The sequence below is a fragment of the Streptomyces sp. NRRL F-5630 genome, assembly GCF_000719475.1.
In the GTDB taxonomy this organism is placed as follows: domain Bacteria; phylum Actinomycetota; class Actinomycetes; order Streptomycetales; family Streptomycetaceae; genus Streptomyces.
Genome location: NZ_JOGO01000006.1, coordinates 92,923 through 118,910, shown reverse-complemented (window position 1 = coordinate 118,910; position 25,988 = coordinate 92,923). Strand labels below are relative to the sequence as shown.

Sequence of the window (25,988 nt, the reverse complement as noted above, 5' to 3'; positions counted from 1 at the left end):
CCTGCCGATCTGAAAGAGACACGTGTGGTATAGACCAATTTATCAGACGGGTCCCCGCGCAGAAAGGGGTGTCCGGATGCCGAACGAGACCCCCTCCGTCTCGTCGCGGTACGGGCTCGTCGTGGCGGGGGCGGTGCGGTCCGCCGCCAAGTAATTCCCCCCAAGGCATGGACAGCGGGCGGCAACGGCCGTGAAAATGGTCTAGTCCGCGCCTCGCGCGGAAACGGCTTCCGCTCTCCCCGCACAGGAGGGCGGACCGGGGGTTCCGCGCTCTCTGCCCTGACCGCGCGGACTCCCGCAGGGCCACCGGGCACCGCACACCCGGGGGCTCGCGGTCCGGCGTCCTCCGGGGCGTGCGGGCACGCCTTCGGGCTGCGGTGCCGGAGGGGTCGAGGGTCCCCTCGCGGCGCCGCGGCCCCTGGGGGCCGACGGGGGCACGCGGGCGCGCGGCGCCCGGGTACGCTCGCCGGGTGCCCTCCATGAACGACCTCGTACGCCGGCACACGGCGCTCAGCGACTCCGATCTCGAATGGCTCCACCTGCTGGTCTCGGAGTGGCAGCTGTTGTCCGACCTCTCCTTCGCCGACCTCGTCCTGTGGGTCCCGACCCGGGACGGCACGCGATACGTCTCGGTCGCGCAGATGCGCCCGAACACCGGCCCGACCTCCTACCAGGACGACATGGTCGGCCACCTCGTGCCGCGTGGCCGCCGCCCCATGCTGGACGCCGCGCTCGACGAGGGCCGCATCGTGCGCGAGGGCGACCCGGAGTGGCGCGAGGAGGTGCCCGTCCGCGTCGAGTCGATCCCCGTACGCCGTGAGGGCCGCGTCCTCGGCGTCATCGGCCGCAACACCAACCTGCTCACCGTGCGCACCCCGAGCCGCCTGGAGCTGAGCTATCTCCAGAGCGCCTCCGACCTCGCCCAGATGATCGCGGCCGGCGCCTTCCCCTTCCCCGACCAGCAGGTCGACATGGACGCCTCGCCGCGCGTCGGCGACGGACTCATCAGGCTCGACGCCGAGGGCATGGTCCAGTACGCCTCGCCCAACGCCCTCTCCGCCTACCACCGGCTCGGCCTCGCCACCGACTTCGTCGGCGTGCACCTCGGCCAGGCGACCGCCGAACTCGCCCCCTCCAAGGGGCCCGTGGACGAGGCCCTCGTGAAACTCGCGAGCGGCTGGGCGCCGCGCGAGACCGAGGTGGAGGGAAACGACGCGGTGATTCAGATGCGTGCCATTCCGCTCAAACCGAAAGGCACGCACATCGGTTCCCTCGTCCTGCTCCGTGATGTGACGGAATTGCGCCGTCGCGAACAGGAGTTGATGACGAAGAACGCCACCATCCGGGAAATCCACCACCGGGTGAAGAACAATCTCCAGACGGTGGCCGCGCTGTTGCGCCTCCAGGCCCGCCGCATCGACTCCGAGAGCGGCCGGGCCGCGCTCGAAGAGGCCGTGCGCCGCGTCGGCTCCATCGCGATCGTGCACGAGACCCTGTCCCAGAACCTGGACGAGCAGGTGGAGTTCGACGAGATCGCCGACCGCGTCCTCACGATGGTCGCGGAGATCTCCCCCGGCACGGTCACGGGGCGCCGGACCGGCCGCTTCGGGATACTGGCCGCCGAGGTCGCGACGCCGCTCTCGATGGTCCTCACGGAGGTCATCCAGAACGCCCTGGAGCACGGCTTCGGGCCCGGCGACACCGGCACGGTCGAGGTCGGCGCCGTGCGCGGCGGCGGTGCGGGCAGGGACGGCCACCGGTTGCTCATCACCGTGCAGGACGACGGCGTGGGCCTCCCGGAGGGCTTCGACCCGCACCGCTCGGGCAACCTCGGCCTCCAGATCGTCCGCACCCTCGTGGAGGGCGAACTCGGCGGCACGTTCGACATGGTCCCGGCCCCGGAGCGCGGGACGCGGGTCGTCCTGGACATCCCCGTGGAGGACGAGAAGGCGTGAACGCCGCCACCTCACCGCCGGGTTCACCCGTGTGTGGGGACCCGGCGGGGGAGTGGTGTTGACGTGGCGCACGGGGAGCGGGGTTGACGCACGGACTTGCGTACGGGCGTACGCGGCACGGGGGTTGACGTACGGGCTTGCGTACGGGCCTGCGCGGCATGGAGGTTGACGCGCGGCCTCCGCCGGGCGACGGGGGTACGGCGCGTAGGTGGCACGGGGTTCGACGTGCGAGGTCGCGCAGGGGCGACGTGCGGGGCCGCGCAGGGGCCGGGAGCCGGGCCTTGCCGGGCAAGACGAAGGGCCCGGCCGGTCGTCGCTGACCGGGCCGGGCCCTTCGTCGTTCACACTATGGGGGGCTTGCTGTGGGGTACCGCTTGCGGTGATCGCCTCAGGGACGTCGACCGCGTACTGCGCGCTGCGGCTCGGGGGCGGGTGATGCGTACACGCTGTACGCGCCGCCAAGCACCAGGCACGTGGGGGGCTTTGCTCAGGCGGTCGCGTTGCGCGCCCGGTTGCGAGCGGCGCGGCGCTTCATCGCGCGGCGCTCGTCCTCGCTGAGGCCACCCCAGACGCCGGAGTCCTGGCCGGACTCAAGCGCCCACTGCAGACACTGCTCGATAACCGGGCAGCGACGGCAGACGGCCTTGGCTTCCTCGATCTGCAGCAGCGCAGGACCGGTGTTGCCGATGGGGAAGAAGAGCTCGGGGTCTTCCTCGCGGCAAACGGCGTTGTGACGCCAGTCCATGGCTGCTACCTCTCCTTGGTATTACATGCACGTTGCTTGTGAATGTGAACGCTTTCACGAATCCCACCCAAGGGAAGACCGACCAGCCAGCTCTAACCCTGGCGGGGTCCTGGGGAGGGAGGGATTCTGGCTCTCTGCGGGCCGCTTGTGGGGCCCGTCCCGATCGCCACGTAGAGATTCCCAAACCTCCGGGCGGGATACAACCCCTTCTGGAAAGTTTTTTTTGATTCTTTGGTGTCGACTAGGTCACAGCCGTACTTCTATGGGGTGGATCGTGCTCTAAACGTTCGAGTGCAAGGTCTTTGCCTGCTTCTACTCACACAATCACACGCAGTGCACGGCGAACGCCTGTGAACGTCACGCTCGTGCGGAGCCCCAGGTGGTCACCGTCCATCTGAAAGGGCAAAGGGACCTTGGAATGCAAGGTGAACTCACTGAGGTCGTGGAGCGACACCGCGTGCCTGCCCTGCGGGCCGCGTTCGGGCGAGGATCTGAGCAACTGCGTGCCGTATTTGGTGACGGCGGCGGTGGAGAGCCGGCTCAGGCCGAGCACATCGAGCCCGGTGTCGAAGGAGGCTCCGGGTGAGGCGTAGAGCGGCTTGTTGCCCAGGTAGGTCCACGGGTTGGTGTTGCTGACTATCGACAGGACCAGGTCCTCGATCGGCTCCTCGCCCACCCGCTCCAGCGCGATCCGGCCCAGCCGGCGCGAGGGCTCGTCGACGAACTGGCGGAGCAACTGCCGTACGTACAGGGCGTGCGTGGAGCGTTTGCCGCGTTCCCGCTTCTGTTCGACCCGGCCCACGACGCCCGCGTCGAAACCGAGGCCCGCGTTGAAGGTGAACCAGCGCGAGGGGACCGACTCGTCCTCGCTCCCGCTCGTCCCCGAGGCGAGGCCGAGGCCGACCGTGCGTTCGGAGCGCTCGTGCAGCGCGTGCAGGATCGCGCCCGTCGCCTCCACGGGGTGGTTCGGCAGCCCGAGCGCGCGCGCGAAGACGTTCGTCGAACCGCCGGGCACGACCGCGAGCCCCGGCAGCGACTCCGGGGCGGGGCCCCGGTGCAGCAGCCCGTTGACCACTTCGTTGACGGTGCCGTCGCCACCGAGCGCCACGACGAGGTCGATGTCCTCCGCCTCGGCCGCCTCGCGGGCCAGATCCCGCGCGTGCCCCCGGTACTCGGTGGTCACGGCCTCCAGCTTCATCTCACTGGCCAGCGCGTGGATCAGCACGTCGCGCGTGCGCGCACTGGTGGTGGTAGCCGCCGGATTGACCACGAGAAGAGCACGCATGAAAGGCAGAGTACCCATCGGTAGCGCCCCCCGCCCCCACGCACCCACCTGCGCACGGGGTGGGGGCGGTGCTGAGGTGGCTGGGGGCGAGCGGAGCGGGGGGCATCGGTTGCGGGGCGCGGGGTACCGGGTGCGGGGCGCGGGGTGTCGGGTGCGGGGCGCGGGGTGTCGGGTGCGGGGCGCGGGGCCGGGCTCGTCGGCGGGAACTCCGGCCCGGCTCCCCGGCGGGAACTCAAGCCGCCACCTCGCGCGTTGTGGGCCCCAGGGGGAGAAACCAGCATGTAAGGGACACCCCTAGGGGTCATCCCCCACCCCCGCCCCGCTACCCTGGCTCCGTGAGCAGCGAGCAGACTTCCACCGCACCCCCGCACCGCCCCCGGCGTCTCTTCCTCGCCACCCTCGTCTGCGCCCTGGAATCCCTCGCCCTCGTCGTCGGTGGTCTCTACGTCCTCATCCGTGGCCTGGCGGGCTCCGGCGACCAGGGGGACACGGCCACGGTCGGCCTCATGCTCATCGTCCTCGGCGCCATCCCCGGGATCGCCGCGCGCGGCCTGTGGCGCCTGCGCCGCTGGAGTCGGGGCCCGGCCGTCATCACCCAGCTCATGGGCCTCCCGGTCGCGTGGACGCTGCTCAAGACGGACAGCATGTTCATCCCCGGCGGCATCGCACTCGCCGCCGCCTCCGTCGCGGGCCTCGTGTGCCTCCTCAACAAGGAGACCACCGAGACCCTCGGCATCCGCGCCCCGAGCGACGCCGCGTCCTGAGCGAACGCCGCGTCCTGAGCGACGCCCCGTCCTCAACGACGTCCTACCGGAGCGCCGCCTGCACGGTGCCTGTGGGCTTTCCTGCGAGGCCCTGGCAACAGCCGTACGGGACGACCTGAGCGTCGCCCCCACCCGTCGGCTCCGCACGGCACCCTGCGGGGCACCCCGGCCGCCACCGTGCGGACCTGACCGGCCTCCCGCCCACCCCGTGGCGCACGACGACCGGCTCAGGACTTGTCCACGGAGAACGTGCTGGGCACGGGCACGCGCGAGCGCCGGGCCGTCCCAGCCAAGCGCTCCCCGCGGCGACGGCACCCCACAGTTGCCCTTCCCTCGCTCGCGCCCCCGCGCGCCGGGCGCGGAGCCTTCGGCGGTACCGTCGCGCGGCGCTCCTCTCACTCCTCCACGAGGAGCCTGTCGCGGAGCTGGGCCAGTGTGCGGGCGAGGAGGCGCGAGACGTGCATCTGGGAGATGCCGACCTCCTGCGCGATCTGCGACTGCGTCATGTTCCCGAAGAACCGCAGCAGCAGAATCCGCTTCTCGCGCGGCGGCAGGTCCTCCAGGAGCGGCTTGAGCGACTCCCGGTACTCGACCCCCTCCAGCGCCTCGTCCTCCGCGCCGAGCGTGTCGGCGACCGCGGGCGACTCGTCGTCGGTGTCGGGGACGTCGAGCGAGAGCGTGCTGTAGGCGTTCGCGGACTCCAGTCCCTCCAGCACCTCCTCCTCGGAGATGGAGAGCCGCTGCGCCAGCTCGTGCACCGTCGGTGAACGCCCGTGCTGCTGCGACAGCTCCGCCGTCGCCGAGGTGAGCGAGAGCCGCAGCTCCTGGAGCCGGCGCGGTACCCGTACCGCCCAGCCCTTGTCCCTGAAGTGCCGTTTGATCTCGCCGACGACGGTCGGGGTCGCGTACGTGGAGAACTCGACGCCGCGCTCCGGGTCGAAGCGGTCCACCGACTTGATCAGACCGATCGTCGCGACCTGCGTCAGGTCGTCGAGCGGTTCGCCGCGATTGCGGAAACGCCGCGCGAGGTGCTCCACGAGCGGCAGGTGCATCCGTACGAGCCGGTTGCGCAGCTCCGCGTACGCGGCCGACTCCGGCTCCAGCGTCCGCAGCTGTACGAAGAGTGCCCGCGCCTCGTTGCGGTCCTCGTTCTCCCGCGCGCTGCGGACACGAGCGTGCCCCGCCCGCCCGGGAACGGCCTCCTCGGCAACGTCGCTCTCGTCGTGCGGCGCGGCCTCCTCGTGTGGTGCGGCCTCGTCGTCCGGCGGGGTGTGCTCGTGCAGCCCGGTGTCCTCGGGGGCGGCTTCGTTCCGTACGGGCCCTACGGGAGCCTCGCCCCGTACCGCCGACGGCTCCCCCTCGTGCACCGGCTGCCCTGCCGACGACAGGGCCTGCCCCGTGCCGGCCGGCTCGCGCTCCCCCTGCGGGTGCTCCTGCTCGCTCATTCGTCCCGCCCGCTCCACCGCGTCCCTGGGGTCAGGAAGACCCCCTCGCTCGTTCCCCCGTCCGCCGTCGCCCGCCCCGGGCGCTTCTGCGCCGGAGCCGCCCGCCGGGCCCGGCGCCCGGCCGGTCCGCGGGGGACCGGCCGGTGTGGGTGCCCCGGTCCCGCCCGCGTCGGCCTCACGCGGACGGTCCCGGGCGGGGTCCCGCTTCTTCTCACGCACCGGCCCGCCCCCGTCCCTCTCAGACCGGACCGGGTCCGGCACCGCGCTGCTTGTAGAGGGAGATGGACACCGTCTTGTCCTCGGACACCGACGACTCCACCTTCCCCGCGAGCGCGGACAGCACCGTCCACGCGAAGGTGTCCCGCTCCGGAGCCCGTCCGTCCGTGGTCGGCGCTGAGACGATCACCTCCAGCGCGTCACCGATCAGCCGGAACACGCAGCGGAGCACGGAGCCCCGTACCGCCTGCTGCAGCAGGATCGCGCACGCCTCGTCGACCGCGATCCGCAGATCCTCGATCTCGTCGAGGGTGAAGTCCAAACGCGCCGCGAGACCGGCCGTCGCCGTCCGCAGCACCGACAGGTAGGCACCCGCAGCCGGCAGCCGGACTTCCACGAAGTCCTCGGTCCCGGGCTCGCCTGCGATAGGGGACACCCTCACCTCCAAGGTGGTACAAGCTCTTTCGGGGCTCCAGGGGTGTGCACCCCCGGATCGCATGCCTCGTCGTTCAGCCGTGACGCTACCGCGCACCCGGGCCCCCTGTCCCGGGGACCCCCGGCCCTCGCGTCACTCGTCGTAAAACCGTGGGCACGATCGGTGGGGCGTTGCGGCGCCCTCCATCCGCGCGACGCGATGCCGGGGTGACGTACCCAACCCCCGCCCCATCGAACCTTCCCCGGTCCGTCGCGCTCAGACCTCTTCGGCCTGGGGCGGCCCCGGGCGGGGGCGGCGGGGGTTCAGACGAGCGAGTTGTCCACGTAGCACCAGCGCCAGTCCTCGCCCGGCTCGAACGAGCGCATCACCGCGTGACCCGTCTCGTCGAAGTGCGCGGTGGCGTGCCGGTACGGGGAGGAATCGCAGCAACTCACCCGGCCGCACACGAGGCACTTGCGCAGCTGCACCGGGTGGCTGCCCACCGCCAGGCATTCGAGGCAGGTCTCGCTCAACGCCTCGGGCTCCGGCTCCGGCAGCCCGGGCAGGTGGGGGCAGTCCTTCAACACCACGTGCTCCTCGTCCGGCGCCCGGCCCCTGCCGGGACGCCACCGACACCCCCGCGCCCACCCGGTGACACCCGCCATTTCGCGCGGACACCTACGTGGAGTGAGGCAGGGAGGTCAAGATTGTCAGACTACGACAGACCCGTCCGCCCCGCCCGCCACGGCTCCACCACCGGCCCCGTCCCCGGAAGCCACCCACCCTGTTCCCGCCCGCCCGGGTGTCTGTCCGCGCCTCCTGGCCGCTCCCCGTCCGCCCCGACCTCGCCCCTCCGCTCGGTCTCCGCCCCGACCCCGCACGCCCGTTCGGTCCCCTTCCCCTCCTCGTCGGCCCCGCACGCCCGCGCCTGTCCCGACGCCGGGCACGTCGGTCACGCCCGTCCGTGCGGAACACGCGCGCCTCGCCTCCTGCGCCCGGCGTCCCGCCCGCGGCCCGTACCGTTCCCGCCCGTAACCTTCCCGTCTGTCCACCACTCCGTACCTCTGTCGTGCTCCACCTCGCGCCGCCCGCCCGCCCGTACGTCCGCCGCCCACGTCCCTCCCAAGGAGAAACCCGCGCCCATGGACGCCCTGCCCGTGCTGCTCCTCGTCGCCGGAAGCGCCGCCGTGGCGGGAGCCGCGCGCCGCACCCCGATCCCGGCCCCGCTGCTGATCGTCACGGTGGGGCTCGCCGTCTCCTACCTGCCGGGCGTCCCGGACTACAGCCTCGATCCCGAGATCGTCCTGCCTCTCCTCCTGCCCCCGCTGCTCTACACCGCCGCCGCGGACAGCTCCTACCTCGGCCTGCGCGCGCACGCCCGCGCCATCGGCCTCCTCTCCGTGGGGTACGTGCTCTTCGCGACCCTCGCCGTCGGCTACGTCATCTACCGCCTCGTTCCCGAACTCCCGCTCACCGCCTCCCTCGTCCTCGGCGCCGTGATCGCTCCGCCGGACGCCGTCGCCGCGACCGCCGTCGCCCGCAGGGTGGGGCTGCCGGCCCGGATCACGACGATCCTCCAGGGCGAGTCCCTCGTGAACGACGCCACCGCGATCACCGCCTACAAGGTCGCCGTCGCCGCAGCGGTCGGGGAGGGAGCGAGCTGGGGCGAGGGGATCGGCGAGTTCCTGCTCGCCTCCTTCGGCGGCATCGCCGTCGGCCTGGTCCTGATGGTCCCCCTGCACTGGCTGCGCACCCACCTCACGGAGGCGCTGCTCCAGAACAGCCTGTCCCTGCTCACCCCCTTCTTCGCCTACGCCGTGGCCGAGAAGTTCGGCGGCTCGGGCGTGCTGGCAGTGGTCGTCGTCGCCCTGTACCTCGCCCACCGTTCCTGGCAGGTCGACTTCGCCACGCGGCTCCAGGAGGACGCTGTGTGGCGGATGGTCGCCTTCATCCTGGAGTCCGCCGTCTTCGCCCTCATCGGTCTCCAACTCCCCGTCGTTCTCGAAGACCTCGGTCAGTACGACAGCCCGATCGTCATCTGGTACGCGCTCGCCCTCTTCCTCGCCGTCGTGGCGACCCGCTTCGTCTGGGTCTACCCGGCCACCTACCTGCCCCGTTTCCTCTCCGCGCGCGTGCGCCGCCGCGAACCCGAACCCACCTGGAAGGGGCCCTTCGTCATCGGCTGGGCGGGGATGCGGGGTGTCGTCTCGCTCGCCATCGCCTTCTCCATCCCGGTGACCGTCCACGACGGCTCGGACTTCCCCGCCCGCAGCCTGATCCTCTTCCTCACCTTCACGACCGTCATCGGCACGCTCGTCGTGCAGGGCGTCTCGCTGCCGCCGATCATCCGGCTGCTCCGGCTCCCGTCACGCGACACCCGCCGTGACACGCTCATCGAGGCGCAGGCCCAGAGCGAGGCGTCCACCGCCGCCGAGAAACGCCTCGAAGCGCTCCTCGCCGAGGAGGGCAACACCCTCCCCGGCCCCCTCCTGGACCGCCTGCGCACCGTCCTGGAACGCCGCAGGAACGCCCCTTGGGAGCGCTTGGGCGCCGTCAACGACGAGGGCGAGTCCGCCGACGACACCTACCGTCGGCTCTCCCGCGAGATGATCGGCGCCGAACGAGCCGTCTTCGTCGAACTCCGCGACCACCGCCGCATCGACGACGAGATGCTCCGCACCCTCCTGCGCCGGCTGGACTTGGAGGAGGCGGCGGCATACCGCGAGGAGGCCGGGGACTGACGGGGCGTGGGGGGCGCGGTAGCCGGGCCGGGCGAGTTGCGGACAGCGCTGCTGTGCTGGGGTGGGGCTTGCATCCGGCGGCAGGTTCAGCGGTCGCCGGGGAGCGGGCCCCCGGGAGGCAGTGCGGAGCGGCGCGCCTGTGCGGCAGCGGGGGAGCGAGGCCGCCGCCGCGCGGTTCGCGGTGCGGCAGCGCTGCCCGAGCCTCAAGCGCACGCCTTCGACCCCTGGCGGAGCACTGCCCACCGGGCCCCAGTAGGGACACGCCCTGCCCGGCCGTCCGGTCACGGCTCGGCGCGAGGTCCACGCGTCCCCGGCTCCCGCACGGCTGCACGCCGCCGCTGCCTCGCGCACGACTGCGCCCCCGCCTGTGGTCGGCGCACACGGCTGCCCCAGACCCCGGCGGTTCGCGGACGGCCGCGCGCCTCACGGATGGCCGCGCGCCTCGCGTCCGCTCGCGGCCCTCAGCCGGTGCGCAGGCCGGAGCTGAGTCCCGGCCCCGGCGCGCCCGTGATCACGGCTGCCACGCGGGTGCCCGGGGGAAACGCGTCCTCCTCGGCGAGGCGCGTGAGGGCGTGGAGGAGCTTGGCGACGTAGAGGCGCTCCACCGGGAGTCCGTGGCGGTCCTCGAAGTCCAGGGCGAAGCGGTCGAGTGCGGCTGGCAGGCGGCCGTAGCCCCCCGCGTGAAAGCGCTCGTCCAGGGACCAGGAGCCCACGGCGGAGCCGAAGGCCGCGGAGTGCAGCGAGCGCACCTCGTCCGCGAGGAAGCCGCCCTTCACCACCGGGATGCCCAGCGCCCGGCTTCCCGGCTCCAGCCCGGCCGCGAGGCCCGCCAGCGTTCCCCCGGTGCCGCAGGCGAGCGCGACCACGTCGGCCCGCCCCCGCAGCTCCCTCCCCAGCTCGGCGCACCCGCGTACGGCCGCCGGGCTGCTCCCGCCCTCCGGTATGAGGTAGGGGCGAACGGCACCGGCTTCGCGCAGCAGGGAGCGCAACGTCTCCGGGTCCCGTTTGCTCCGGTACCGGGAGCGGTCCACGAAGTGGAGGCGCATGCCGTCCGCGTGACAGCGCTCCAGCGCCGGGTTGAGCGGCCGCGTGGCCAGCTCGTCGCCCCGCACCAGACCCACCGTGGGCACTCCGAGCAGCCGCCCCGCGGCGGCCGTGGCTCGCAGGTGGCTGGACCAGGCTCCGCCGAAGGTCACGAGCGTCTGCCCAGGGGCCAGCCCCGCGAGAGACGGGACCAGTTTGCGCCATTTGTTCCCGGCGATCTCCGGGTGCACGAGATCGTCCCGCTTCAGGAAGAGACGCACTCCCCGGCGGGCGAAGGGCGCGTCCACGACCTCCTGCAAGGGGGAGGGCAGGGCGGGTGAGCCCAGCCGCTCGACGAGCGGGGCGGGAGACTCCGGCTGCGAGGCGCCGGGGAAGACTGCGGACGGCATCGCCCCATTGTCGTCCCCGAATCGCTCGCGTGTGCGGACGGGTCGTGCGGGGCCCGCCCCGGCTCAGCGGGGCAGGAAACCGTCGCCGTGCGTGGCTATGTGGGACTCCACGGCCTCCAGGGCGCGCTGCGTGGCCGCCGGGTCACCGCTGCCCCGGCGTTCCGCGTAGTACGCGGCGCCGAGCTTCTTCAGCAACTCGCTCCCCGCGCGCTGGGTCTGCACGTCGTCGTACTTCTGCTTGCCCTGCGCGAGGCCGCGCTGCGCCTGTTCCTTCGCCCGGTCGAGAAAACCCGCCATGAGAAGACCCCCTTCTGCTTCCGCGCACCCCGTCGGTGGCCTGTCGGCCAGTGGGATCCGGCCTGTTCACGCCACTTGTCCGCGAGTGCGCCATGTGTGTCTGTGTGTGTTCGTGTGTCCGGTCCAACGGCCGCCGGACGGGGCGAGTTCCCGGCCCGTGAAAAAGATCCGTGCGAGATGCGGAGGGATGCGTTCCGTATCTCGGGCGAGTTTTTTCGCGCGTCAGGGTTCGAAGGGCTGTTCGGCGGGAAGTACCTCGTCAGTTGTTCGCATAGATTGCGAACAAGTCGTACGACGGGGAGGCGCGCAAGGCGCCTGCGGTACGGCACGAAAGGAGTGACGGTGTACGGGGCATACGAGGCCAAGGGGCCGGACAGGGATGGGACAGGCGGGCCGCCGGGTACGGGCAGCGGGACGAGGACCGGTCGCGGAGGCGCCCGGTGGCCGGGCGTGCTGCTCGAAGCGGCACCGTTCGTCCTCGGGCTCGCCCTCACCCTCACGTTGTTCTCGGGGACGCGGGACCGGCTCGGCGACCGCATCGCCACTCACTTCTCCGGCGGTGGCACGGCCGACGACTGGGGCGCCACGAGCAGCTATCCATGGGTGTGCCTCGCCCTGTTCGGCGGCCTCGCGCTCCTCTTCGGTCTCGGCACCGCCCTCCCCGGCGCGAGCCTTGCCCTCCGGAGCGCGTGGACGGCGACGGGTTGGGGAACCGCGGGGCTGCTCGGCTACCTGCTGAGCGCGGTGCTCGTCGTGAACGCGCACGCGGTCGCTGACGGGAAGGAAGTCCGGCTGTCCTGGGTGCACTTGGTGGCGGGGCTGGGCGCCGCCCTCCTGGCCGCCGCGGTGGGGACGCTGGTGCGGCGTCTGATGCCCCCGGCCTGGCGCGGGCCGGAGCCCGGTTCGTTGCCCGGCGCCGCTGAGCGGCTGACGCTGCGCCCCGGGGAGCGGGCCGGCTGGTCGGCGCACAACACCTCGGCGGTGCTCACCGGGATCGGCGCTGGCGCATTCCTGCTCGGTACTGGGCTGCTCGCCGCCGGACTTGTCGGCGCGGGGCTGCCGCTCCTGCTCGCGGGGCTGCTGACCTTCGCCCTGAGCACGGTGCGCGTCACCGTCGACCGGCACGGTCTCACCGTCGCCGCCGGCTACCTCCCCTGGCCCCGTACCCGTATCGCCCTCGATCAGGTCGCCACGGCCCGCGCACAGCATGTGAGGGCCCTGGAGTGGGGCGGCTGGGGATACCGGGTGAGCCCACGGGGGACGGGAGTCATCCTGCGCTCTGGCGAGGCGCTCGTGGTGCGCAGGGACGACGGCCGGGACTTCGCCGTGACGACACGGGACGCCCGTACGGCGGCGGCACTCCTCAACACTCTCGCTGCGGACGGGGACGGCTCCCCACGACCAGGCGGCGGCTGATGCTCTTCCGAACCGACCCCTCCTCACCGGTCCCGCTCGGCGAGCAGATCGCGGCCTCGGTCCGCGCGGCCCTCGCGGAGGGCTCTCTCACCGCGGGCGAGCGGCTCCCGGCGGCGCGAGCGCTGGCCGACTCCCTCGACGTCAACGTGCACACCGTGCTCCGGGGCTACCAACGGCTGCGGGACGAGGGGCTGATCGAACTGCGCAGAGGCCGCGGGGCCGTCGTCGTGGAAATGGAAGGCGCCCGCTTCCGCGCCGGTCTCCTCGCCCGCGTCACCGAACTCGCCGCCGAGGCCCGCCGCCTCGGCGTCTCGGAAGAGGAACTCCTCGCCCTGGTCCGCCAGTCCTTCGCCCTCGGCCCCGCGCCGACGAGCGGGGGGTGACGCGCAGCGGCGACGAGAGGCACGGGGCCGGACGAGAGAGCCGGGGGCCGAGGGGGAGCGAACCGACGACCGGGCGGATGCCTTCAGGAAAGGCCCCGCGCTCCCTTCCGGCTCCGGCTCCTGGCGCGTCCGCGGGGCCGCCGGAGCTTGGCGCGGACGTGGCGCCCCGTCGGCCGCTTGTTCACCGCGGAGCGAGACACCCCGGCCGACCGGCGGTGCGCCGCCGCGCGTGGAGTGCTGCGCCGAGCGCGCCGTCCGGGGCCCGGGGACCGGCGCTCGACTCGCCGGGGGCGGGGCGCGGCACTCGACCCGCCGGGGCCCGGGGCGCGGCGCTCGGCCCGCCGGGGCCGGGAGCGACGAGCGACGCTGCCGGAGCCGGAGCCCGGCTCTGGCGGACGCCACGCGCCGGGCGCCGGTGGGTGGTCAGCGTCGGATCGTGCGCAGGGCCACGGCGTCCTGTTGTTCCACGCTGCTGTCCGCCGCGACGTGGAGGGGGACGAAGACGATCATCCAGTAGAAGCCGAAGAGCCAGCGGCCGATGAGGCGGAGGAAGCCGGGGCGGCGCCCGTCGCTCGCGCGGACCACGCGCAGGCCGGTCACGAGCTTCCCGAGGCTGGCGCGGACCGCGAAGGTGAGCAGGACGTGGTTCAGGAAGGAGAGTGCCAAGGCCGTAGCGAGTGCGGTCCCCCATACGGCAGGGGAGCCGGGGCGCAGCTCCGCGACCCCGTCGACCACCTCCACGCCTGCCGCCACCCCGGCCGCGAGGCCGCAGACCAGGGCCACGAGGGCGTCGACGACCGCGGCGGAGACGCGGCGCGCCTGCATGGGGGCCGGGGACAACCGACGGCCGCTTGTGTGTTGTTGGTCAACCACCGTGCTGCTTCCCTACTTCCCCGCTCCGGACTTCTTCTTCTCCGCCTCTTCCTGCTCCACGCGCTTGAGCGCGCGGTCCATCGCCGCGCGCGCGGCGGCGAGGGCGTCTTTTATCTGCTTCTTGTGGCCGGCGAATTCGCCCCGGAAGCGCTCGCTCTTGGGGCCCTTCCAGGTGTCCGTGCCACAGAGCTTCGCGACGTTGTCGACGGAGTTCTCCAACTGGTCCGCGTATTTCTTGAGCCGACGCAGATCCTCACGGCATTCGCTCTCACGTGACATGGTGCCGACCCTCTCAGCTCGGGCTGATCAGCTTGGTGACCAGCGTGCGCAAGGTGTTCTTGCCGACCGGGCGCGCTTCGATCCCTGACGGGGCGTGGGGCTTCTCGACGTACACCGTCCACAGGGCCTCTCCGGTCGCGTACGTCGTCAGGAGCGGGCCGGGGGTGTCGGCGAGGAGGACGGTCTGTCCGACGACGAGGGCGTTGTCGATGGCCTCGCCGAGTGCCCTGCCCACGTTCTGATCGCTGATCTGTTCCGGGGTCAGGTGCTGGACGGGGCCGTCCTTGGCGGCGACCTCGAAGGGGTCGACGAAGAGGAGGGCCATGTCCGCGGCGTCCTTCGCCGAGGCGGCGAGGGTGAACATGTGCAGGCCACCCGAGGTGACACGCTCCACGAGATAGAGGTCGTCGGCGTGCACGTAGACGAGCAGGTGGGTCCGGCCGCTCGACGTGTGCTGCTCGACGGCGAGGGCGCGGGCGGCGGTGCGGCGGAGCGTCAGGGCCAAGCTCACCTCGGGGGTGAGGCGCAGGTCGAGGTCGACGCCGGAGGGCACGGCACCCGCCTGGGTCTCCCCGGCCTCCTGCCGCACCTCGGCGGCGCGGAGCACCGCGTCGAGTTCCTCGATGTTGGCGACCTCGACGGCTTCGCGCGAGACGAGGGAGCGCAGCGCGGTGGCGTAGACCCACTCCCGTTCCTGGCCGGAGAGTTCGGCGATGCGCGGGGTGGGGGCGACGCACTCGGTGAGCGATTCGGGGTCGAGGATTGCTATTTCCTCGTCGGTGAGTCGCAGCAGGGGCTGTGTGCCGCCTTCGGCGAGAGCCTCGGCAAGGATTCCGCGAAACTCTTCGAGGTCTATGTCGATTTCAGGGTTCGGCATGCTTGGGTGTCCGCTTCTCGGTTACCAGAATTTGTATTTCTTGATGGTATTGGGGACCAGATTGGTGACCGCTTTTTTCGCCCCGTCGACAATCTCCTTGCCCTTGTCCACGACATCGCCACCCCATTCCTTCGTGGCGTTCCAGGCCTTCTTGGTGCCGGCCTTGATGTCGTCCCCCCACTTGTCCCACGCCCAGCTGCCGAGGAAGTACGTGCCCGCCACGCCGAGTGCGACCCAGCCGACGACGGGGACGGCCGCGGCGACGGCTGCCGACGCGCCGAGCGCGCTGGCCATCCCCGCCCCGCCGAGCACGGCCACGGCACCGCCCGCTTGCAGGAACCCCATGGTCCGGTCGGCCGCGCCGTACGCGCCCGAGTGCGTCGGGAGGAACATCTGCTTGACGCCGTCCACGACGCTCAGCGGCAGCAGGACCTTGCGGGCGAGGAACCCGGCGCCGGGCGCGTTGCCGAAGAGCTTCGCCGCGTAGGGGATCTTCAGGCGCATCGCGACCTTGCGGACGCTCTGCTGCCACTTCCAGGGCTCCTTGTACCAGTTGCGGATCCTCTGGTCCTTGAGGAGTTCCCCCAGCAGTTCGCCCCGCTTCGCCGCGATGCGGGCGTCCGAGGAGCCGAAGTACTTGTTCAGTTCCCACACCGCGCGAGCGCCCGCGACGTTCTGGCCCTGCTTCCAGCGCTCGTACAGGTGGATCGACGCCTCGATGGCCGTGGGGATCTTGAGGAGCTTGAGGGGCGTCTTGATGTCCTTGAGGGTGCCCTCCTTGAACTCCTGCCACGTCTCCAGGGCGCCGGACAGGCTCGCGAAGGTCAGGACCGCTTCGGGGTCGTCCTTGGACATGCCGAGGCGGCGCCGGATGTCCTTGGCCTCGTCCGTCGCCCAGGAAGCCCTCCTGGGGAATGCGGAAGTCCCCTCGGCCCGTGCGTCCCATTTGGCAAGAATTCCGTTGATCAATCCGCCTTGAATGGTGAGCGTCCCGCCCATGACGTCGACGGCGGCGGCCAGCTTCGACGTCTGGACGTCGTCCATTCCCTTGAAGCCCACGGTCCTGCTCCTTGAAATTCTTGAGCGCGGCGAGGAGAGGGGCATCCCCCGTTCAACTGACGATATCTGCGGAGCGATCGATTCCACCACGGGGAAAGTGAGGGCAATCGGCGCGCAGGGCGGGGAGGGCTTGCGCGAGTCAGATGATCCGGGCGCTCGGAACGGAGCCGAGCCGGGGCCTGCCCGCCCCAGCGCTTGGCGTGATGCCCGAGGCCTGCCCGCGCCAGCGCTTGGCGTGCTCCCCGGCAGCCGCGCCCGCGCCGCCGTGGTGCTCGCGCCCGCGCTTGCCGCGCTGCCCAGTTCCTGTCCCGCTGCCTACGCCTGCCACGCGCCCGCGATTCCCGCATCGCCCGGCACCTGCCCGCGTCCCCCCGTGCCGCGCCGCTCGGGGCCTGCCTGCGTCCGCGCTGCCGTGCGGCCCGGGGCCTGCCGCACCGCCCCGCGTCCGCGCTTGCCAGGCCGCCCGGCACCTGCCCGCGCCCGCCCTTGCCACGCTCACCCCGCGCCAGCCACGCCCGCCCCCCTCCAGCCGCGGCCCCGGAGGCCGTAGGCCCGAGCTCGTCGCCCCCGCGCAAGAAAAACCGCACCCGGCCCCCACGGCGTCGAGGCCGTGCGGAACCGGGTGCGGTGGGTTCTCTTCCCTTCGTCCGCCGCCGGGCGGGCCAGGGGATGAGGGGTGGCTGAGCGGGGGCTCAGGCCTTCTTGGTCTCCTAGTAATGGGCCGGGTCGGTGACCCGCGGGGATCTTCCCTGCGGGCTGCTGACCTGGCCTTTTGCTGATGGCTGGCGATGGGGTGCGACGGTCCTGATCGGGTGTCCTGCGGACTGTGTGCGGACTGCCCAGTTGTAAGCAGGGTGGGGCAAGCCGGCTCTGGTGGGGCGGATGCCCCGGACTGGGGCGAGGCCACTACTGCCGCAGGATGCTCATGATTTCGCTTGTCTTGGCGACTGCAGCTCGGGGCCCGTACGCCACCACTGAGGCCAGCACGGCAGCAGTACCAGCCAGCACGACATCGACACCCGCTGGAAGCCCCAACAGCACCCCAAGACACAGTGCGCCGGCGGCGGTGACGACTACAGCCACCAGCCGAAGCCCGTCCCGATTGGTCACTGGGGTGGTGCCGCGCAGGCTCTGCTCGGGAAGGAGCGTGGTGACCCTTCCTGCAGCGAAGGTGCTCCCGATCTTCGCCAGAAGTGCAGCCAAGGTGCGGAGCGCTCCAGCGCCCTTGGCGTCGACCTGCGCTTCGGCCAGCTGAAGCTTGGCCACGACGAGCGTGGCGTGGTTCTTTGCGTTCCGCTGCCTTGGAGACCCGCGGCCGACGCTGTTCGTGATCCGGTGTACGCGCAGAAGTGAGCGCCGAACTGTGGAGCACGTGTCGTCAAGATGCCGGAGGGCCTGGGGCCTGTCGCCCGTTTCTGAGCGTGCCACGGCATCACAAGCCTCGATGGCAGCCATGATCGAGAGCATCAATCTGTAGCCCGCTATGGCTTTGTTGCGCCGAGCTGCCCACATCAGAAGAGGCAGGGTGACAGCAGCGAGAACAAGCGCGGATGGTTGAAGGCTCGGCTGAACCTTCCGTGTCTCGATAGTTTTGATCACTGCCATCAGGAGGTCCCCTGCACCGAGACCAATCGTGAAGGTCAGCAGCCAGTAGCGCAGCTTGACGCTTCCGGCTATCTTCTGACCTGCCTCCCGGAATGATTGAATTGGCAGGTCCGCGAGGCCAAGATGCTGGAGCGCCGCGACTGTTGGCGCCAGGTCCCTTTCCGCAACTCTGGCGTTCCAGGCAGCCCAGCGCACCTGCAGCGGCTGGATTCGGCGGGCGACCCACGCGAGGGCGCGGTAGATCGACACCACGATCGCGGCCAGGAGTGCACCGCCAACCACCAGCCGCTGAATCTCGGCTGCGCGCTCCCAGTCAATGTTCATGGGGAGATACTGGCGCAGGGCACTGACATCCGTGCCGGATCTCATTGGCCAGCAGGGAAATTGGGCCGTGCTTGTAAGCACTCGATACCTGGCCGAGGTGGCGCGCGCCCCTACCCCCAGCCATCAAGTGAGACTTCTGGCCCGCTACCGAGATACCGCAGGAGGGCGCTCGAAGTGGTGTCCACGAAGTTCTCGGGGATGGCCTCAGCGTCGACCCAGCGGACCTGGGCGTGCTTGCGGGGTTCACGGTTCTCCGGTTCGCCTGTCCACTCATGGGAGACGAACACGACCGTCAGGAAGCCGTTCGGGGCCTCTACGCCCCAGGCCCCGTGGATGATGTGGGCGACCTTGAGGAACTCTGGCTTCACGGTCAGGCCCGTCTCCTCGTAGAGCTCGCGGACGGCCGTCTCGGTGATGGGCTCGCCGGGTTCGCTCTTGCCGACGGGGAGGTCCCACTGGCCCTGGGCGAACTTGGCGTTCTCGCTGCGCTGGAGGAGGACGACGCGGTTGGTGGCCTTGTCGTGAACGATGACGGCCGCAACCAGCAGAGTCATGGATTCGAGCGCCGGCTTGAGGGCCTTCGGCTGTTCATCGGTCTTCGGCTGAGGCACGGTATTCCCTTCGTCGGGCGGGTTGTTGGGCATGTTAGGCGAGGGCCTCGCGGGCTCGGCGGGCGAGATCGGCGGCGCCGGGGACACGGCGGCGCTGGTAGACCGCGAGGGTGGAGCGGATCGAGGTGATCGCCTTACGGGTGCGGTCGGAGGTCATGCCTTCCATGAGGACCAGGGCCTGCGTCCAGGCGGCGACGGCTTCGTCCGCGCGGGCCTGGGCGGCGAGGCTGTCGCCGAGGTCTGCGTGGGTGAGGGCGTGGACGCGCTTGTACTTCACGGGGTCCCAGCGGGTGAGGGCGTCGCGGTGCTGCTGCTCGGTGCCGATGTGGTCGGCGAGGTCGGTCAGGGTGCGGGCGGTGTGGCTGGCCACGGTGCCGGCGGCGGGGCCGCTGACGCGGGAGTAGCTGGGCTGGGGGCCGTCGTCCCGTAGGAGGGCGTCCTCGGCGGCGAGCAGGGCGCCTGCGGCCTGGGGGTTCTCGTTGACTGCGGCGTAGGCGCGAGCGTGGGTGATGTGGAGGAGTGCCTCGGTCCGACCGTCGACGCGGCCGAGACCTGCGCGTAGGGCGCCCTCGACGAGGTCAACGCAATGGTGGGGCTGCTTGAGGCTCAGAGCTTGGTGAGCGAGGGCGCGCATCATCCAGGCTGCGTGGCCGTAAGGGTCGGCCTCACAGGCGAGCTTGTAGCCGACCTGGTAGTAGCGCTGGGCGGCGCCTTCCTGGCCGAGGTCGTGGTGCTTCCACCCTGCGAGATAGGCGAGTTCGGCGACGGCGCCGAACGCGGCCCGGCGTAAGACTTCGTTGGGGAAGCGCCCGCGCAGCATCGGGGCGGCTGTGTCGGCGAGATAGGCCGTGACGGTGGTCAGGCCGTGTCCGCCGCCGAGGCGCTCGTCGGCGGCGCTGAAGGCCGCCGTGATCTGCCGTACGACATCCACGACCTCCGCCCCCACCAGGGAGGTGCCGGTGCGGGCCCGGAGCATGCGGGTGGTGGCTTCGTGGTCGTATCCGAGCGGCATGGCGACGCCGGCGGTGGTGAAGGCCGCGATAGCGAGGAAGTGGCGGCGCTCGACGTCGGCACGACCCAGGTCGGTGGCGGCGAGGACAGGGTCGGGTTCTGCCAGCGCTTCGTCATCGCTGGCCTGGAGGCCGATGTCGGTCCGGGTGATGGTGCGTCCCGACCGGCGGGACAGCGCCTCGGCCAGGTACTGACCTACCCGGCCCGACGGGGCGCGGGTGCCGTTCACCCAGTGCGAGATGGCCGACTTGTTGGTCTGGAGGATCTCGCCGTTCTCGGCGGCGATGCGCCGTACGTCCCTGGCGAGGGCCTCGTAGGTGCAGTCGACCGCCGCGACGACCTCGCGCAGACGGTAGTTAGGGTCTCTCTGCGCCGTCACGATCGCCTCCGTCCTGGAGCTGTAAACCGCGTATACCGCTTCAACTGCCTTCCACCGTACCCACTGAGCGTGACCGCCGGTTCACTTATCAGCAGCCGCCCGGAACGGCGCGACCGTGATCCAGGCTCCCCCTTGGTCCGGGCGGCACCCCGAAGTTCCGTACGTCCACACCGGGTTCGGGCATTTCTGTGCCCGAACCCGGCCCATCAGAGACGGAGAACACGGTGACCACCATCGACACCACGGCCATCACGGTCGAGCTGCCTGCGGCGTTCGACCCGCGATGGAACCGCCTGCCCGGCATCCAGGTTGACGCCCGGCGCATCACGATCGACCCGGCCGACTACTTCTTCCGCTTCGAGTCGAGCACCTGGCTCGTCGCCGACTGGGAGCTGGTCAAGTCCCAGCTCCTGGACGTGGACGAGACGACCGAGAGCGCGGTCGAGCAGCTCGCGCTCGACTTCATCAAGCAGCACAGCGAGTCCACCTCCGATGCGGCCCGCGTCCTGGCCACCGCGTACGAGGTGTACGCGTACCTCTTCCGCGAGGAGCACCTGGCCGGCCTCGGCCTGCCGCAGATCACCGCCGAGCACCTGCGGATGCTGCGCGAGGCGGCCACGTTCATGGCGCTCAACAAGGTCGAGGTGGACGGGCACATCTCCAACGTCGGGCCGTGCTGGTTCTTCCCCGCCGCGACGTCCGTGGTCTTCGACCTGGACGACGACATGGGCGGGATGCTCGACGAGGTCTACCACGGCGGCTGGTTCAACGAGCACCGCCGGATCGAGTCCATCAAGGCCCACGCCGCGCTCGGCGGCCGACTCGTGCACGGCTGCCAGTCCGTGCCGGACCAGTCCGGCGGCGTGGTCGCGCCCTACGGTGCCTCGATGGCGAACTTCCGTGACGACCTCGCCGCGTTCAAGGCGGGCTGGATCGAGCAGGTCTACGCCCACCGCGTGAACCCCGCCGCGTAACCCGCCACCCGATCAGGCTCCGGGGCGGCCCGACCGCCCTCGCCCGCCCCGGACGCCGCCACCTCCCCGGAGCCTCCCTGTGACTACGAATCCCAGCGCCGAACTCCTCGACAACCTGCTCACCGCGACCGGCCAGACCACCGCCGTACGGGAGGAGGTGCGCGTGTGGTCCATGTCCGGCGTCGAGCGCGTGACCTTCTCCGACGGCTCCACGGCCATCTTCAAGTACGCGAAGAAACCCTTCGACAGCGAGGACCAGGCCCTCCGCCTGGCCCACACTCTCGGCGTTCCCGTCCCCCAGGTCCACGCCTCTGCCGTTCTGAACGGATGGCTCGGCATGTTCATGGAGGACCTGGGACCGTCCGTCCGCGAGGCCGACGACTTCGACGGCGTCGCCGCGGCCGTGATCCTGCACGGCACCCGTACGGCTTCGCGCTTGCCTGTGCTCGACCAGGAGCGGCTGCGCGTGCTGCCCGCCCAAGCGCTGGACCACCTCGGCCGTCTGCGCAAGGCCGACCGGTGGCAGGACACCGACGATGTCGAGGACGCGCTCGACCGGATCGCCCAAGCGGCTGGGGCCCGTTCGGCCGGAGCAAGGCTGGAACCATTCGGGTGGGTGCACTCCGAGTTCCACCCCACCAGCCTCCACATCGGCGACCACGGTTGGCGGTTGCTCGACTTTGCCCGCGCCTTCACCGGCCCCGGCCTGCTCGACTTCGCCAGCTGGCACGGAACCATCGATGCCCCGCACCCCGTGCGCCTGCGCGTTCTGCTGGAGCAGTACGTCACCGCCGGCGGCACCCCCGATGCCCTCGCCCCGCGAGGCGGCCTCACCGCCGAGAACTGGGCCCTGGGCTGGCACCGCATGTGGGCCGTCGAGTGGTTCATGGAGCAGGCGATCCGCTGGATCAACGACCCGGCCACCGACCCCGCCTACATCAAGGCCGTCCGCCGCCACCTCACCGACGTCCTCCACCTCCTGGAGATCTGACGTGCTCGCCCAGGCATCGCCCTGGCACGCCCACGCCCTCCAGCGCACCGCCGCCGGGCCTGCCCAACCCCTTGCCGTACCCGCCCGGATGGAATGGACCACGAGACCCGGCCAAGGGCCTGGAGCCGAGATCCTCGGCCCCGACCTTCGGGGCAAGCGGCTCCTGGAACTCGGCTGCGGCCCCGGCCACAACGCCGCCCACCTCGCCACCTTTCCCCAAGCTCTCGGCTTCGCTCGAGCAGGGGACACCCCAATCGGCGCCCACGTCACCGGCGTCGACCTGGTCGGCCTCCAGGTCCGCCGCGCCCGCTCCCACTACGGACGGCTGGACAACCTCACCTTCGTCGCCGGGCACGCACTGCACCACCTGCGCGCTTCCGACGAGCAGTTCGACGCGATCTACTCCGTCTTCGGCGCCATCGGGCTTGTCGCCCCCGAGCTCCTGCTCCCGACCATCGCCCAGCGCCTCACGCCCGGTCGGGTGCTCGCCTTCTCGGTTCCGCACCCGCAGCGTGGTGGCCGAAGCCCCTCCGGAGACGACCGTCCTCGCCGCGACCACGTCACCCTCCCCGACCGCACTCGCTTACCCCTCGCCCGCTGGGAGTTCTCCGCGGACCGGTGGGAGAAGCACCTACGTCAGGCGGGCTTTTGGCTCACCTCGGCCCAGGAGTTCCACGACCCCCGCATGGGCTACTGGCCCACCACCCTGTTGATCCGCGCCCGCAAGCTCTGACAAGCCATTCGCCCCGGCTTCCCTGGAGGAACCGATGCGCATGCCCTACCTGCTCCTCGACATCGACGGTGTCCTCATACCCTTCCCCAACGAGGACGGCTCGACCCCGGCCACCCACGTCCGCCACGACGTCGTGCCCGTCGGCCGCAGCGTCGACAATCCGGTCACCGTCTGGCTCAACCCCGACCATGGCCGCCTGCTCATGGACGTCATCCGCACAGGTTTGGTCACCCCGGTCTGGTGCACAAGCTGGCGGCAGGACGCCACCACCCTCATCGGGCCCCTTCTCGACCTCCCGGCCTTTCCACACGTTGATTTGCCGCGTCCCCAGATCACCACCAGCCATCCTGATGGCTACCTCTGGAAGCGCGACCACGTCGACGGCTGGCTCGGCGACGCCCCCGCCGTCTGGATAGATGACGACTTCACGGGTCTCGACCACGCCTGGGCGGCGGAGCGCACCGCCCGCGGAACAGCGACTCTCCTCGTGCAGCCCAACCCATATTTCGGTCTGCTGTCCGAGCACCTGACCGAGGCGACGAGGTGGGTCTCGCAGTTACCCGCAGCCCGAGCCGCTTGACGACGGGTGCCCTCGCTGCCGGTGGCAGCGAGGGCACCAGGAGCGCCGTTCGGGAACTGAACGTTCCTCCGGGAACACGTCGCACGAGGGCGCCCCCGTTTTCCGCTATCGGCTCCTTCGTGGGGAGACCGTGCGGGGCGGATAGCCAACCGGCGAGGCCGACCCGTTTGGAACGGCGGACATGGACGACCTTCCGTCGGTGGTGCTTCGGCTGCGAGCCGCTTGTGTCCGCCGGTTCGGTTGAGCGGTGATGCGCCAGTTGAGGACCTCGGCGGGGTGCTCGGCGCTGTCGAGTTCCCGCTGGGCGCCCACTTCGGCCAGAAGACGTCGGGGGTTGTGGCCGGTGGTTTCGGCGTGGGCGAGGGTGGTCGTCAGGGCGGTCCAGGTGGGGTCGGCGAGGATTCGGGCGGCGTGGTGGGGGAGGGTCGCGCGAACGTCTTGCTCGAAGCGGCGGGCGGTCGTGGCTCGCGGTGCGCGGCGGGCCAGGTCCGCCAAGACGGGTGTGGCGGCCTGCTGATAGCCCGCTTGGAGGTGGCGGAAGGCTTCCTCAGCCGCAGCGGCCTGCTGTTCGTGGCCGCGCTGTTCGTGCCACTTGGCTGCGGCGCGGGCCAGGTGCATGGTGGCGAAGAGCAGGGCGATGGCGAGTGCGCCCGGCTCGTTGGAGGCGTAAGCGAGTTCCTTGGCGGCCTTGCGCAGGGCGGTTGCGGTCCGGTGATCGGCGCGGGTGGCGGAGCGGCGGGCGCGGTTGAACGCCGTCGCCGCCGCCCGTAGTTCTGCCCGGTGTGGGCCGGTCGTGGCGCTGGCGATGTTGTAGAGAGCGTCGCCGAAAGCGGCCAGGTGGCCCTGGGCGGCGGCATCGTCATCGGCGTCGAGGACGGTGCGTGCGGTATGGATGGCGGTGGTGGTGTGCCGCCACGGGTCGGTGGGGTCCGCCACAAAACGCGGGCGGTCGGCCAACTGCTGGTCAGGGAGGCGTTCGCGTAGGCGGTTGATGGAGAGGTCGGGGGCGAGTTTCGAGCCTCCGTACCAGACGGGTTCGCCGGCCGCGTTGGTGTCTCCGGGGGCGGCGAGGCTGTAGCCGATCACGTCGCCGGTTTCGGGGCCGATGCGGGTTTTGACCTTGATGCCGAGGGACTCCAGCACGGTGAAGTAGTCCGCCTCGTTGTGCACGGCGGCGGCGACCGCGTACGCCTGCTCGCGGAGCCAGTGCCGTGCGGTGACTGTCTGGCCCTGACGCTCGGCTTTGGCGCGTTCGGCGCCGGTGGGGGTGCGGGGCGCGGTGAGGTCGCCGGACTTCAGGCGGCGCAGGCCGAACTCGGCTTCGATCTTCCGGCACTCGGCTTGGGCCCGTTGGCCGTCGCGGTGGGTGCGTGGGCGGCGTCCGTCGGCGCGGACGGTGGTGGCCATGATGTGGATGTGATCGGCGGCGTGGCGCACGGCGATCCATCGGCATCCCTTCTCGTCGCACTCGGGGGCGATGCCGGCAGCGTGGACGATACGGCGGGCGACCTCGGCCCACTCGGCGTCGGTGAGGTAGCGGTCGCCGGGCGCGGTGCGGACCGGGCAGTGCCAGACGTGCTGGGATGGTTTCTTGCCGCCCAGCTCGCGGGTGCGCAGGTTGACGTGGGCGTCGAGGCGCTTGGCGAGCTGGGTGTAGGTGGCTTCGGGGTCGCGGCCGGGGTCGGGGGCGCCGGCCATGTCCCAGGCGGCGACGATGTGTGGGTCGGTGTGTTCGTCGCGGCGGCCGGGGCCGAAGAGGTAGACGATCAGTCCGCGGGTGTCGGAGCCGGTGGAGACGTCAGGAACCATGCGCGGTCCCCTCCGCCAGGAGATGGTCGATCAGTCGGTAGCTGTTCTCGGCTGCGCGCTCGACACGGTCCAGCACAGCCTCGGCGCGTCCCGGCACGGCGCCGCGATGGATGGCTGCGGTGATCTGGTTGAGGTTGCCGCCGATGCGGTTCAGCGCGATTGTGTGTGCCTCGACGGCCTCGATCAGCGGGCGGATGGGGTCGTCCTCCGGACTCCCGGCCAGTCCTGCCTTGCCCTGGGCGACGGCGAGGGCTGCGTCCCCGACGAATCCGGCGAACTTCTGACCGCGCTGGTGAGCGGCGGCGCTGATCACAGCGACCGCTGTCCGCGTGAAACGGATGGTCTTCTCCTGGTCGCGCTTTTCCACGGTGCGCTTGCGGTTCATCAGTGCGGGCAGGGCAGGGGCGTTGAGATCTCGCCAGGAGGGTGGCTCGACCGACGGGTGAGCGGCGGAGTCGGGTGTCGGCGGGCAGCTGATCTCGGCGGCAGCCTCCTCCGGCTCGGGCGCCCCCTGGCGCCCGGCCTCCTCCGCCACCCCGGGGGCGGGGGCAAGCGCGGACGAAGCCTCGTTAGAGGCTCGTTCGCTCCAGCTTGCTGCTGAACGGCGGGTCAGGCCGAGGAACCCCTTGCGGCGGCGGGTGGGGGTTTCGGTGCTTCGTTCGGGCATGGTGGTGCTCCGGTCGTCGTGTGGGCGGGGCTTCGTCACGTCCGTCGCATGCGTCCCGTTGCTGTTCAGGGCAGGTACGGAGAACGGTGCAGGTACGGAGTGATCCGTATCGGCAAGGAAC

Annotated in this window: 25 protein-coding genes; 9 read left to right on the top strand and 16 right to left on the bottom strand. The window is 71.2% G+C overall.

From position 1 onward, the window contains the following. The first annotated feature begins 479 nt into the window (after positions 1-479). Entirely contained in the window at positions 480-1,955 is a 1,476-nt protein-coding gene (locus IF99_RS0104780; protein WP_030995059.1) for a PAS domain-containing sensor histidine kinase, read from the top strand. Positions 1,956-2,442: 487 nt separating this feature from the next. Here IF99_RS0104780 and IF99_RS0104775 read toward each other — a convergent pair whose 3' ends face one another. Both IF99_RS0104775 and IF99_RS0104770 read right to left on the bottom strand, forming a co-directional pair. Then, positions 2,443-2,700 (bottom strand): WhiB family transcriptional regulator, encoded by a 258-nt coding sequence (locus tag IF99_RS0104775; protein ID WP_008745686.1) that lies wholly within the window; start codon positions 2,698-2,700, stop codon positions 2,443-2,445. A 316-nt stretch (positions 2,701-3,016) separates the two neighbouring features. Then, complete coding sequence (locus IF99_RS0104770) at positions 3,017-3,985, bottom strand: diacylglycerol/lipid kinase family protein (RefSeq protein ID WP_030995058.1); 969 nt, start codon at positions 3,983-3,985, stop codon at positions 3,017-3,019. Positions 3,986-4,320: 335 nt separating this feature from the next. On the opposite strand from IF99_RS0104770, the gene IF99_RS0104765 reads away from it, so the two are divergent. After that, the gene (locus IF99_RS0104765) at positions 4,321-4,749 is read left to right on the top strand and encodes a hypothetical protein (RefSeq protein ID WP_030995057.1); all 429 of its coding nucleotides are present in this window, start codon (positions 4,321-4,323) and stop codon (positions 4,747-4,749) included. Between the two features lie 395 nt (positions 4,750-5,144). On the opposite strand, the gene IF99_RS0104760 is transcribed toward IF99_RS0104765, so the two are convergent. The 3 genes from IF99_RS0104760 to IF99_RS0104750 all read right to left on the bottom strand — a co-directional run bounded on the left by IF99_RS0104760 (position 5,145) and on the right by IF99_RS0104750 (position 7,409). Continuing rightward, positions 5,145-6,194 (bottom strand): RNA polymerase sigma factor SigF, encoded by a 1,050-nt coding sequence (locus IF99_RS0104760; protein ID WP_030995056.1) that lies wholly within the window; start codon positions 6,192-6,194, stop codon positions 5,145-5,147. A gap of 238 nt (positions 6,195-6,432) precedes the next feature. Then, positions 6,433-6,846, bottom strand: coding sequence for an anti-sigma regulatory factor (locus tag IF99_RS0104755; protein ID WP_008745682.1), 414 nt, complete (start codon positions 6,844-6,846; stop codon positions 6,433-6,435). A gap of 302 nt (positions 6,847-7,148) precedes the next feature. After that, entirely contained in the window at positions 7,149-7,409 is a 261-nt protein-coding gene (locus IF99_RS0104750) for a UBP-type zinc finger domain-containing protein (protein ID WP_030995055.1), read from the bottom strand. 558 nt (positions 7,410-7,967) lie between these two features. Between IF99_RS0104750 and IF99_RS0104745 the strand changes: the two genes are divergently transcribed. Then, complete coding sequence (locus tag IF99_RS0104745; protein ID WP_030995054.1) at positions 7,968-9,566, top strand: Na+/H+ antiporter; 1,599 nt, start codon at positions 7,968-7,970, stop codon at positions 9,564-9,566. Positions 9,567-10,027: 461 nt separating this feature from the next. Here IF99_RS0104745 and IF99_RS0104740 read toward each other — a convergent pair whose 3' ends face one another. Further along, the gene (locus IF99_RS0104740; protein ID WP_030995053.1) at positions 10,028-10,999 is read right to left on the bottom strand and encodes a 1-aminocyclopropane-1-carboxylate deaminase/D-cysteine desulfhydrase; all 972 of its coding nucleotides are present in this window, start codon (positions 10,997-10,999) and stop codon (positions 10,028-10,030) included. 63 nt (positions 11,000-11,062) lie between these two features. Next, entirely contained in the window at positions 11,063-11,296 is a 234-nt protein-coding gene (locus IF99_RS0104735) for a hypothetical protein (protein ID WP_030995052.1), read from the bottom strand. Between the two features lie 450 nt (positions 11,297-11,746). Here IF99_RS0104735 and IF99_RS0104730 point away from each other — a divergent pair, with 450 nt between their 5' ends. Together IF99_RS0104730 and IF99_RS0104725 are read left to right on the top strand one after the other, a co-directional pair. Further along, the gene (locus IF99_RS0104730) at positions 11,747-12,712 is read left to right on the top strand and encodes a DUF1648 domain-containing protein (protein WP_234340588.1); all 966 of its coding nucleotides are present in this window, start codon (positions 11,747-11,749) and stop codon (positions 12,710-12,712) included. Then, positions 12,712-13,095: a GntR family transcriptional regulator gene (locus IF99_RS0104725; RefSeq protein WP_030995050.1), complete on the top strand. Its 384-nt coding sequence runs from the start codon at positions 12,712-12,714 to the stop codon at positions 13,093-13,095. Before IF99_RS0104730 ends, IF99_RS0104725 begins: the two co-directional genes overlap by 1 nt. Positions 13,096-13,518: 423 nt before the next feature. Here the strand turns inward: IF99_RS0104725 and IF99_RS0104720 are convergent, their stop codons facing one another. The 7 genes from IF99_RS0104720 to IF99_RS0104690 form a co-directional block, all read right to left on the bottom strand. Then, positions 13,519-13,920, bottom strand: coding sequence for an RDD family protein (locus tag IF99_RS0104720; protein WP_420705641.1), 402 nt, complete (start codon positions 13,918-13,920; stop codon positions 13,519-13,521). A gap of 60 nt (positions 13,921-13,980) precedes the next feature. Further along, on the bottom strand, positions 13,981-14,247 hold the full coding sequence (locus tag IF99_RS0104715; protein WP_030995048.1) for a hypothetical protein: 267 nt from the start codon (positions 14,245-14,247) through the stop codon (positions 13,981-13,983). A gap of 13 nt (positions 14,248-14,260) precedes the next feature. Further along, positions 14,261-15,124, bottom strand: a complete 864-nt coding sequence (locus IF99_RS0104710; RefSeq protein WP_030995047.1) for a hypothetical protein — start codon at positions 15,122-15,124, stop codon at positions 14,261-14,263. 21 nt (positions 15,125-15,145) lie between these two features. After that, entirely contained in the window at positions 15,146-16,183 is a 1,038-nt protein-coding gene (locus IF99_RS0104705; RefSeq protein ID WP_030995046.1) for a hypothetical protein, read from the bottom strand. A gap of 906 nt (positions 16,184-17,089) precedes the next feature. Continuing rightward, complete coding sequence (locus IF99_RS0104700; RefSeq protein ID WP_030995045.1) at positions 17,090-18,112, bottom strand: hypothetical protein; 1,023 nt, start codon at positions 18,110-18,112, stop codon at positions 17,090-17,092. Between the two features lie 110 nt (positions 18,113-18,222). Continuing rightward, on the bottom strand, positions 18,223-18,756 hold the full coding sequence (locus IF99_RS0104695; protein WP_030995044.1) for an NUDIX domain-containing protein: 534 nt from the start codon (positions 18,754-18,756) through the stop codon (positions 18,223-18,225). A gap of 1 nt (position 18,757) precedes the next feature. Next, on the bottom strand, positions 18,758-20,113 hold the full coding sequence (locus IF99_RS0104690; protein ID WP_030995043.1) for a hypothetical protein: 1,356 nt from the start codon (positions 20,111-20,113) through the stop codon (positions 18,758-18,760). Positions 20,114-20,337: 224 nt separating this feature from the next. On the opposite strand from IF99_RS0104690, the gene IF99_RS0104685 reads away from it, so the two are divergent. From IF99_RS0104685 to IF99_RS0104670, 4 genes are all read left to right on the top strand, one after another. Then, positions 20,338-21,087, top strand: a complete 750-nt coding sequence (locus IF99_RS0104685; protein WP_030995042.1) for a hypothetical protein — start codon at positions 20,338-20,340, stop codon at positions 21,085-21,087. 79 nt (positions 21,088-21,166) lie between these two features. After that, positions 21,167-22,078: a phosphotransferase gene (locus IF99_RS0104680; protein ID WP_030995041.1), complete on the top strand. Its 912-nt coding sequence runs from the start codon at positions 21,167-21,169 to the stop codon at positions 22,076-22,078. A gap of 1 nt (position 22,079) precedes the next feature. Further along, positions 22,080-22,811, top strand: a complete 732-nt coding sequence (locus tag IF99_RS0104675; RefSeq protein ID WP_030995040.1) for a class I SAM-dependent methyltransferase — start codon at positions 22,080-22,082, stop codon at positions 22,809-22,811. Positions 22,812-22,845: 34 nt separating this feature from the next. Then, positions 22,846-23,391, top strand: coding sequence for an HAD domain-containing protein (locus IF99_RS0104670; protein WP_030995039.1), 546 nt, complete (start codon positions 22,846-22,848; stop codon positions 23,389-23,391). 105 nt (positions 23,392-23,496) lie between these two features. Here IF99_RS0104670 and IF99_RS0104665 read toward each other — a convergent pair whose 3' ends face one another. Together IF99_RS0104665 and IF99_RS0104660 are read right to left on the bottom strand one after the other, a co-directional pair. After that, positions 23,497-25,200, bottom strand: coding sequence for a relaxase/mobilization nuclease domain-containing protein (locus IF99_RS0104665; RefSeq protein WP_030995038.1), 1,704 nt, complete (start codon positions 25,198-25,200; stop codon positions 23,497-23,499). Then, complete coding sequence (locus IF99_RS0104660) at positions 25,190-25,735, bottom strand: hypothetical protein (RefSeq protein WP_030995037.1); 546 nt, start codon at positions 25,733-25,735, stop codon at positions 25,190-25,192. Before IF99_RS0104660 ends, IF99_RS0104665 begins: the two co-directional genes overlap by 11 nt. Positions 25,736-25,988: the final 253 nt, after the last annotated feature.

Bases quoted from the DNA above. Each gene is read 5' to 3' on its own strand.
- IF99_RS0104780 (WP_030995059.1), top strand. From the start codon at position 480: ATGAACGACCTCGTACGCCGGCACACGGCGCTCAGCGACTCCGATCTC.
- IF99_RS0104665 (WP_030995038.1), bottom strand. From the start codon at position 25,200: ATGGTTCCTGACGTCTCCACCGGCTCCGACACCCGCGGACTGATCGTC.
- IF99_RS0104715 (WP_030995048.1), bottom strand. From the start codon at position 14,247: ATGTCACGTGAGAGCGAATGCCGTGAGGATCTGCGTCGGCTCAAGAAA.
- IF99_RS0104720 (WP_420705641.1), bottom strand. From the start codon at position 13,920: ATGCAGGCGCGCCGCGTCTCCGCCGCGGTCGTCGACGCCCTCGTGGCC.
- IF99_RS0104745 (WP_030995054.1), top strand. From the start codon at position 7,968: ATGGACGCCCTGCCCGTGCTGCTCCTCGTCGCCGGAAGCGCCGCCGTG.
- IF99_RS0104725 (WP_030995050.1), top strand. From the start codon at position 12,712: ATGCTCTTCCGAACCGACCCCTCCTCACCGGTCCCGCTCGGCGAGCAG.
- IF99_RS0104775 (WP_008745686.1), bottom strand. From the start codon at position 2,700: ATGGACTGGCGTCACAACGCCGTTTGCCGCGAGGAAGACCCCGAGCTC.
- IF99_RS0104700 (WP_030995045.1), bottom strand. From the start codon at position 18,112: ATGAACATTGACTGGGAGCGCGCAGCCGAGATTCAGCGGCTGGTGGTT.
- IF99_RS0104695 (WP_030995044.1), bottom strand. From the start codon at position 18,756: ATGCCCAACAACCCGCCCGACGAAGGGAATACCGTGCCTCAGCCGAAG.
- IF99_RS0104710 (WP_030995047.1), bottom strand. From the start codon at position 15,124: ATGCCGAACCCTGAAATCGACATAGACCTCGAAGAGTTTCGCGGAATC.
- IF99_RS0104735 (WP_030995052.1), bottom strand. From the start codon at position 11,296: ATGGCGGGTTTTCTCGACCGGGCGAAGGAACAGGCGCAGCGCGGCCTC.
- IF99_RS0104670 (WP_030995039.1), top strand. From the start codon at position 22,846: ATGCGCATGCCCTACCTGCTCCTCGACATCGACGGTGTCCTCATACCC.
- IF99_RS0104770 (WP_030995058.1), bottom strand. From the start codon at position 3,985: ATGCGTGCTCTTCTCGTGGTCAATCCGGCGGCTACCACCACCAGTGCG.
- IF99_RS0104760 (WP_030995056.1), bottom strand. From the start codon at position 6,194: ATGAGCGAGCAGGAGCACCCGCAGGGGGAGCGCGAGCCGGCCGGCACG.
- IF99_RS0104740 (WP_030995053.1), bottom strand. From the start codon at position 10,999: ATGCCGTCCGCAGTCTTCCCCGGCGCCTCGCAGCCGGAGTCTCCCGCC.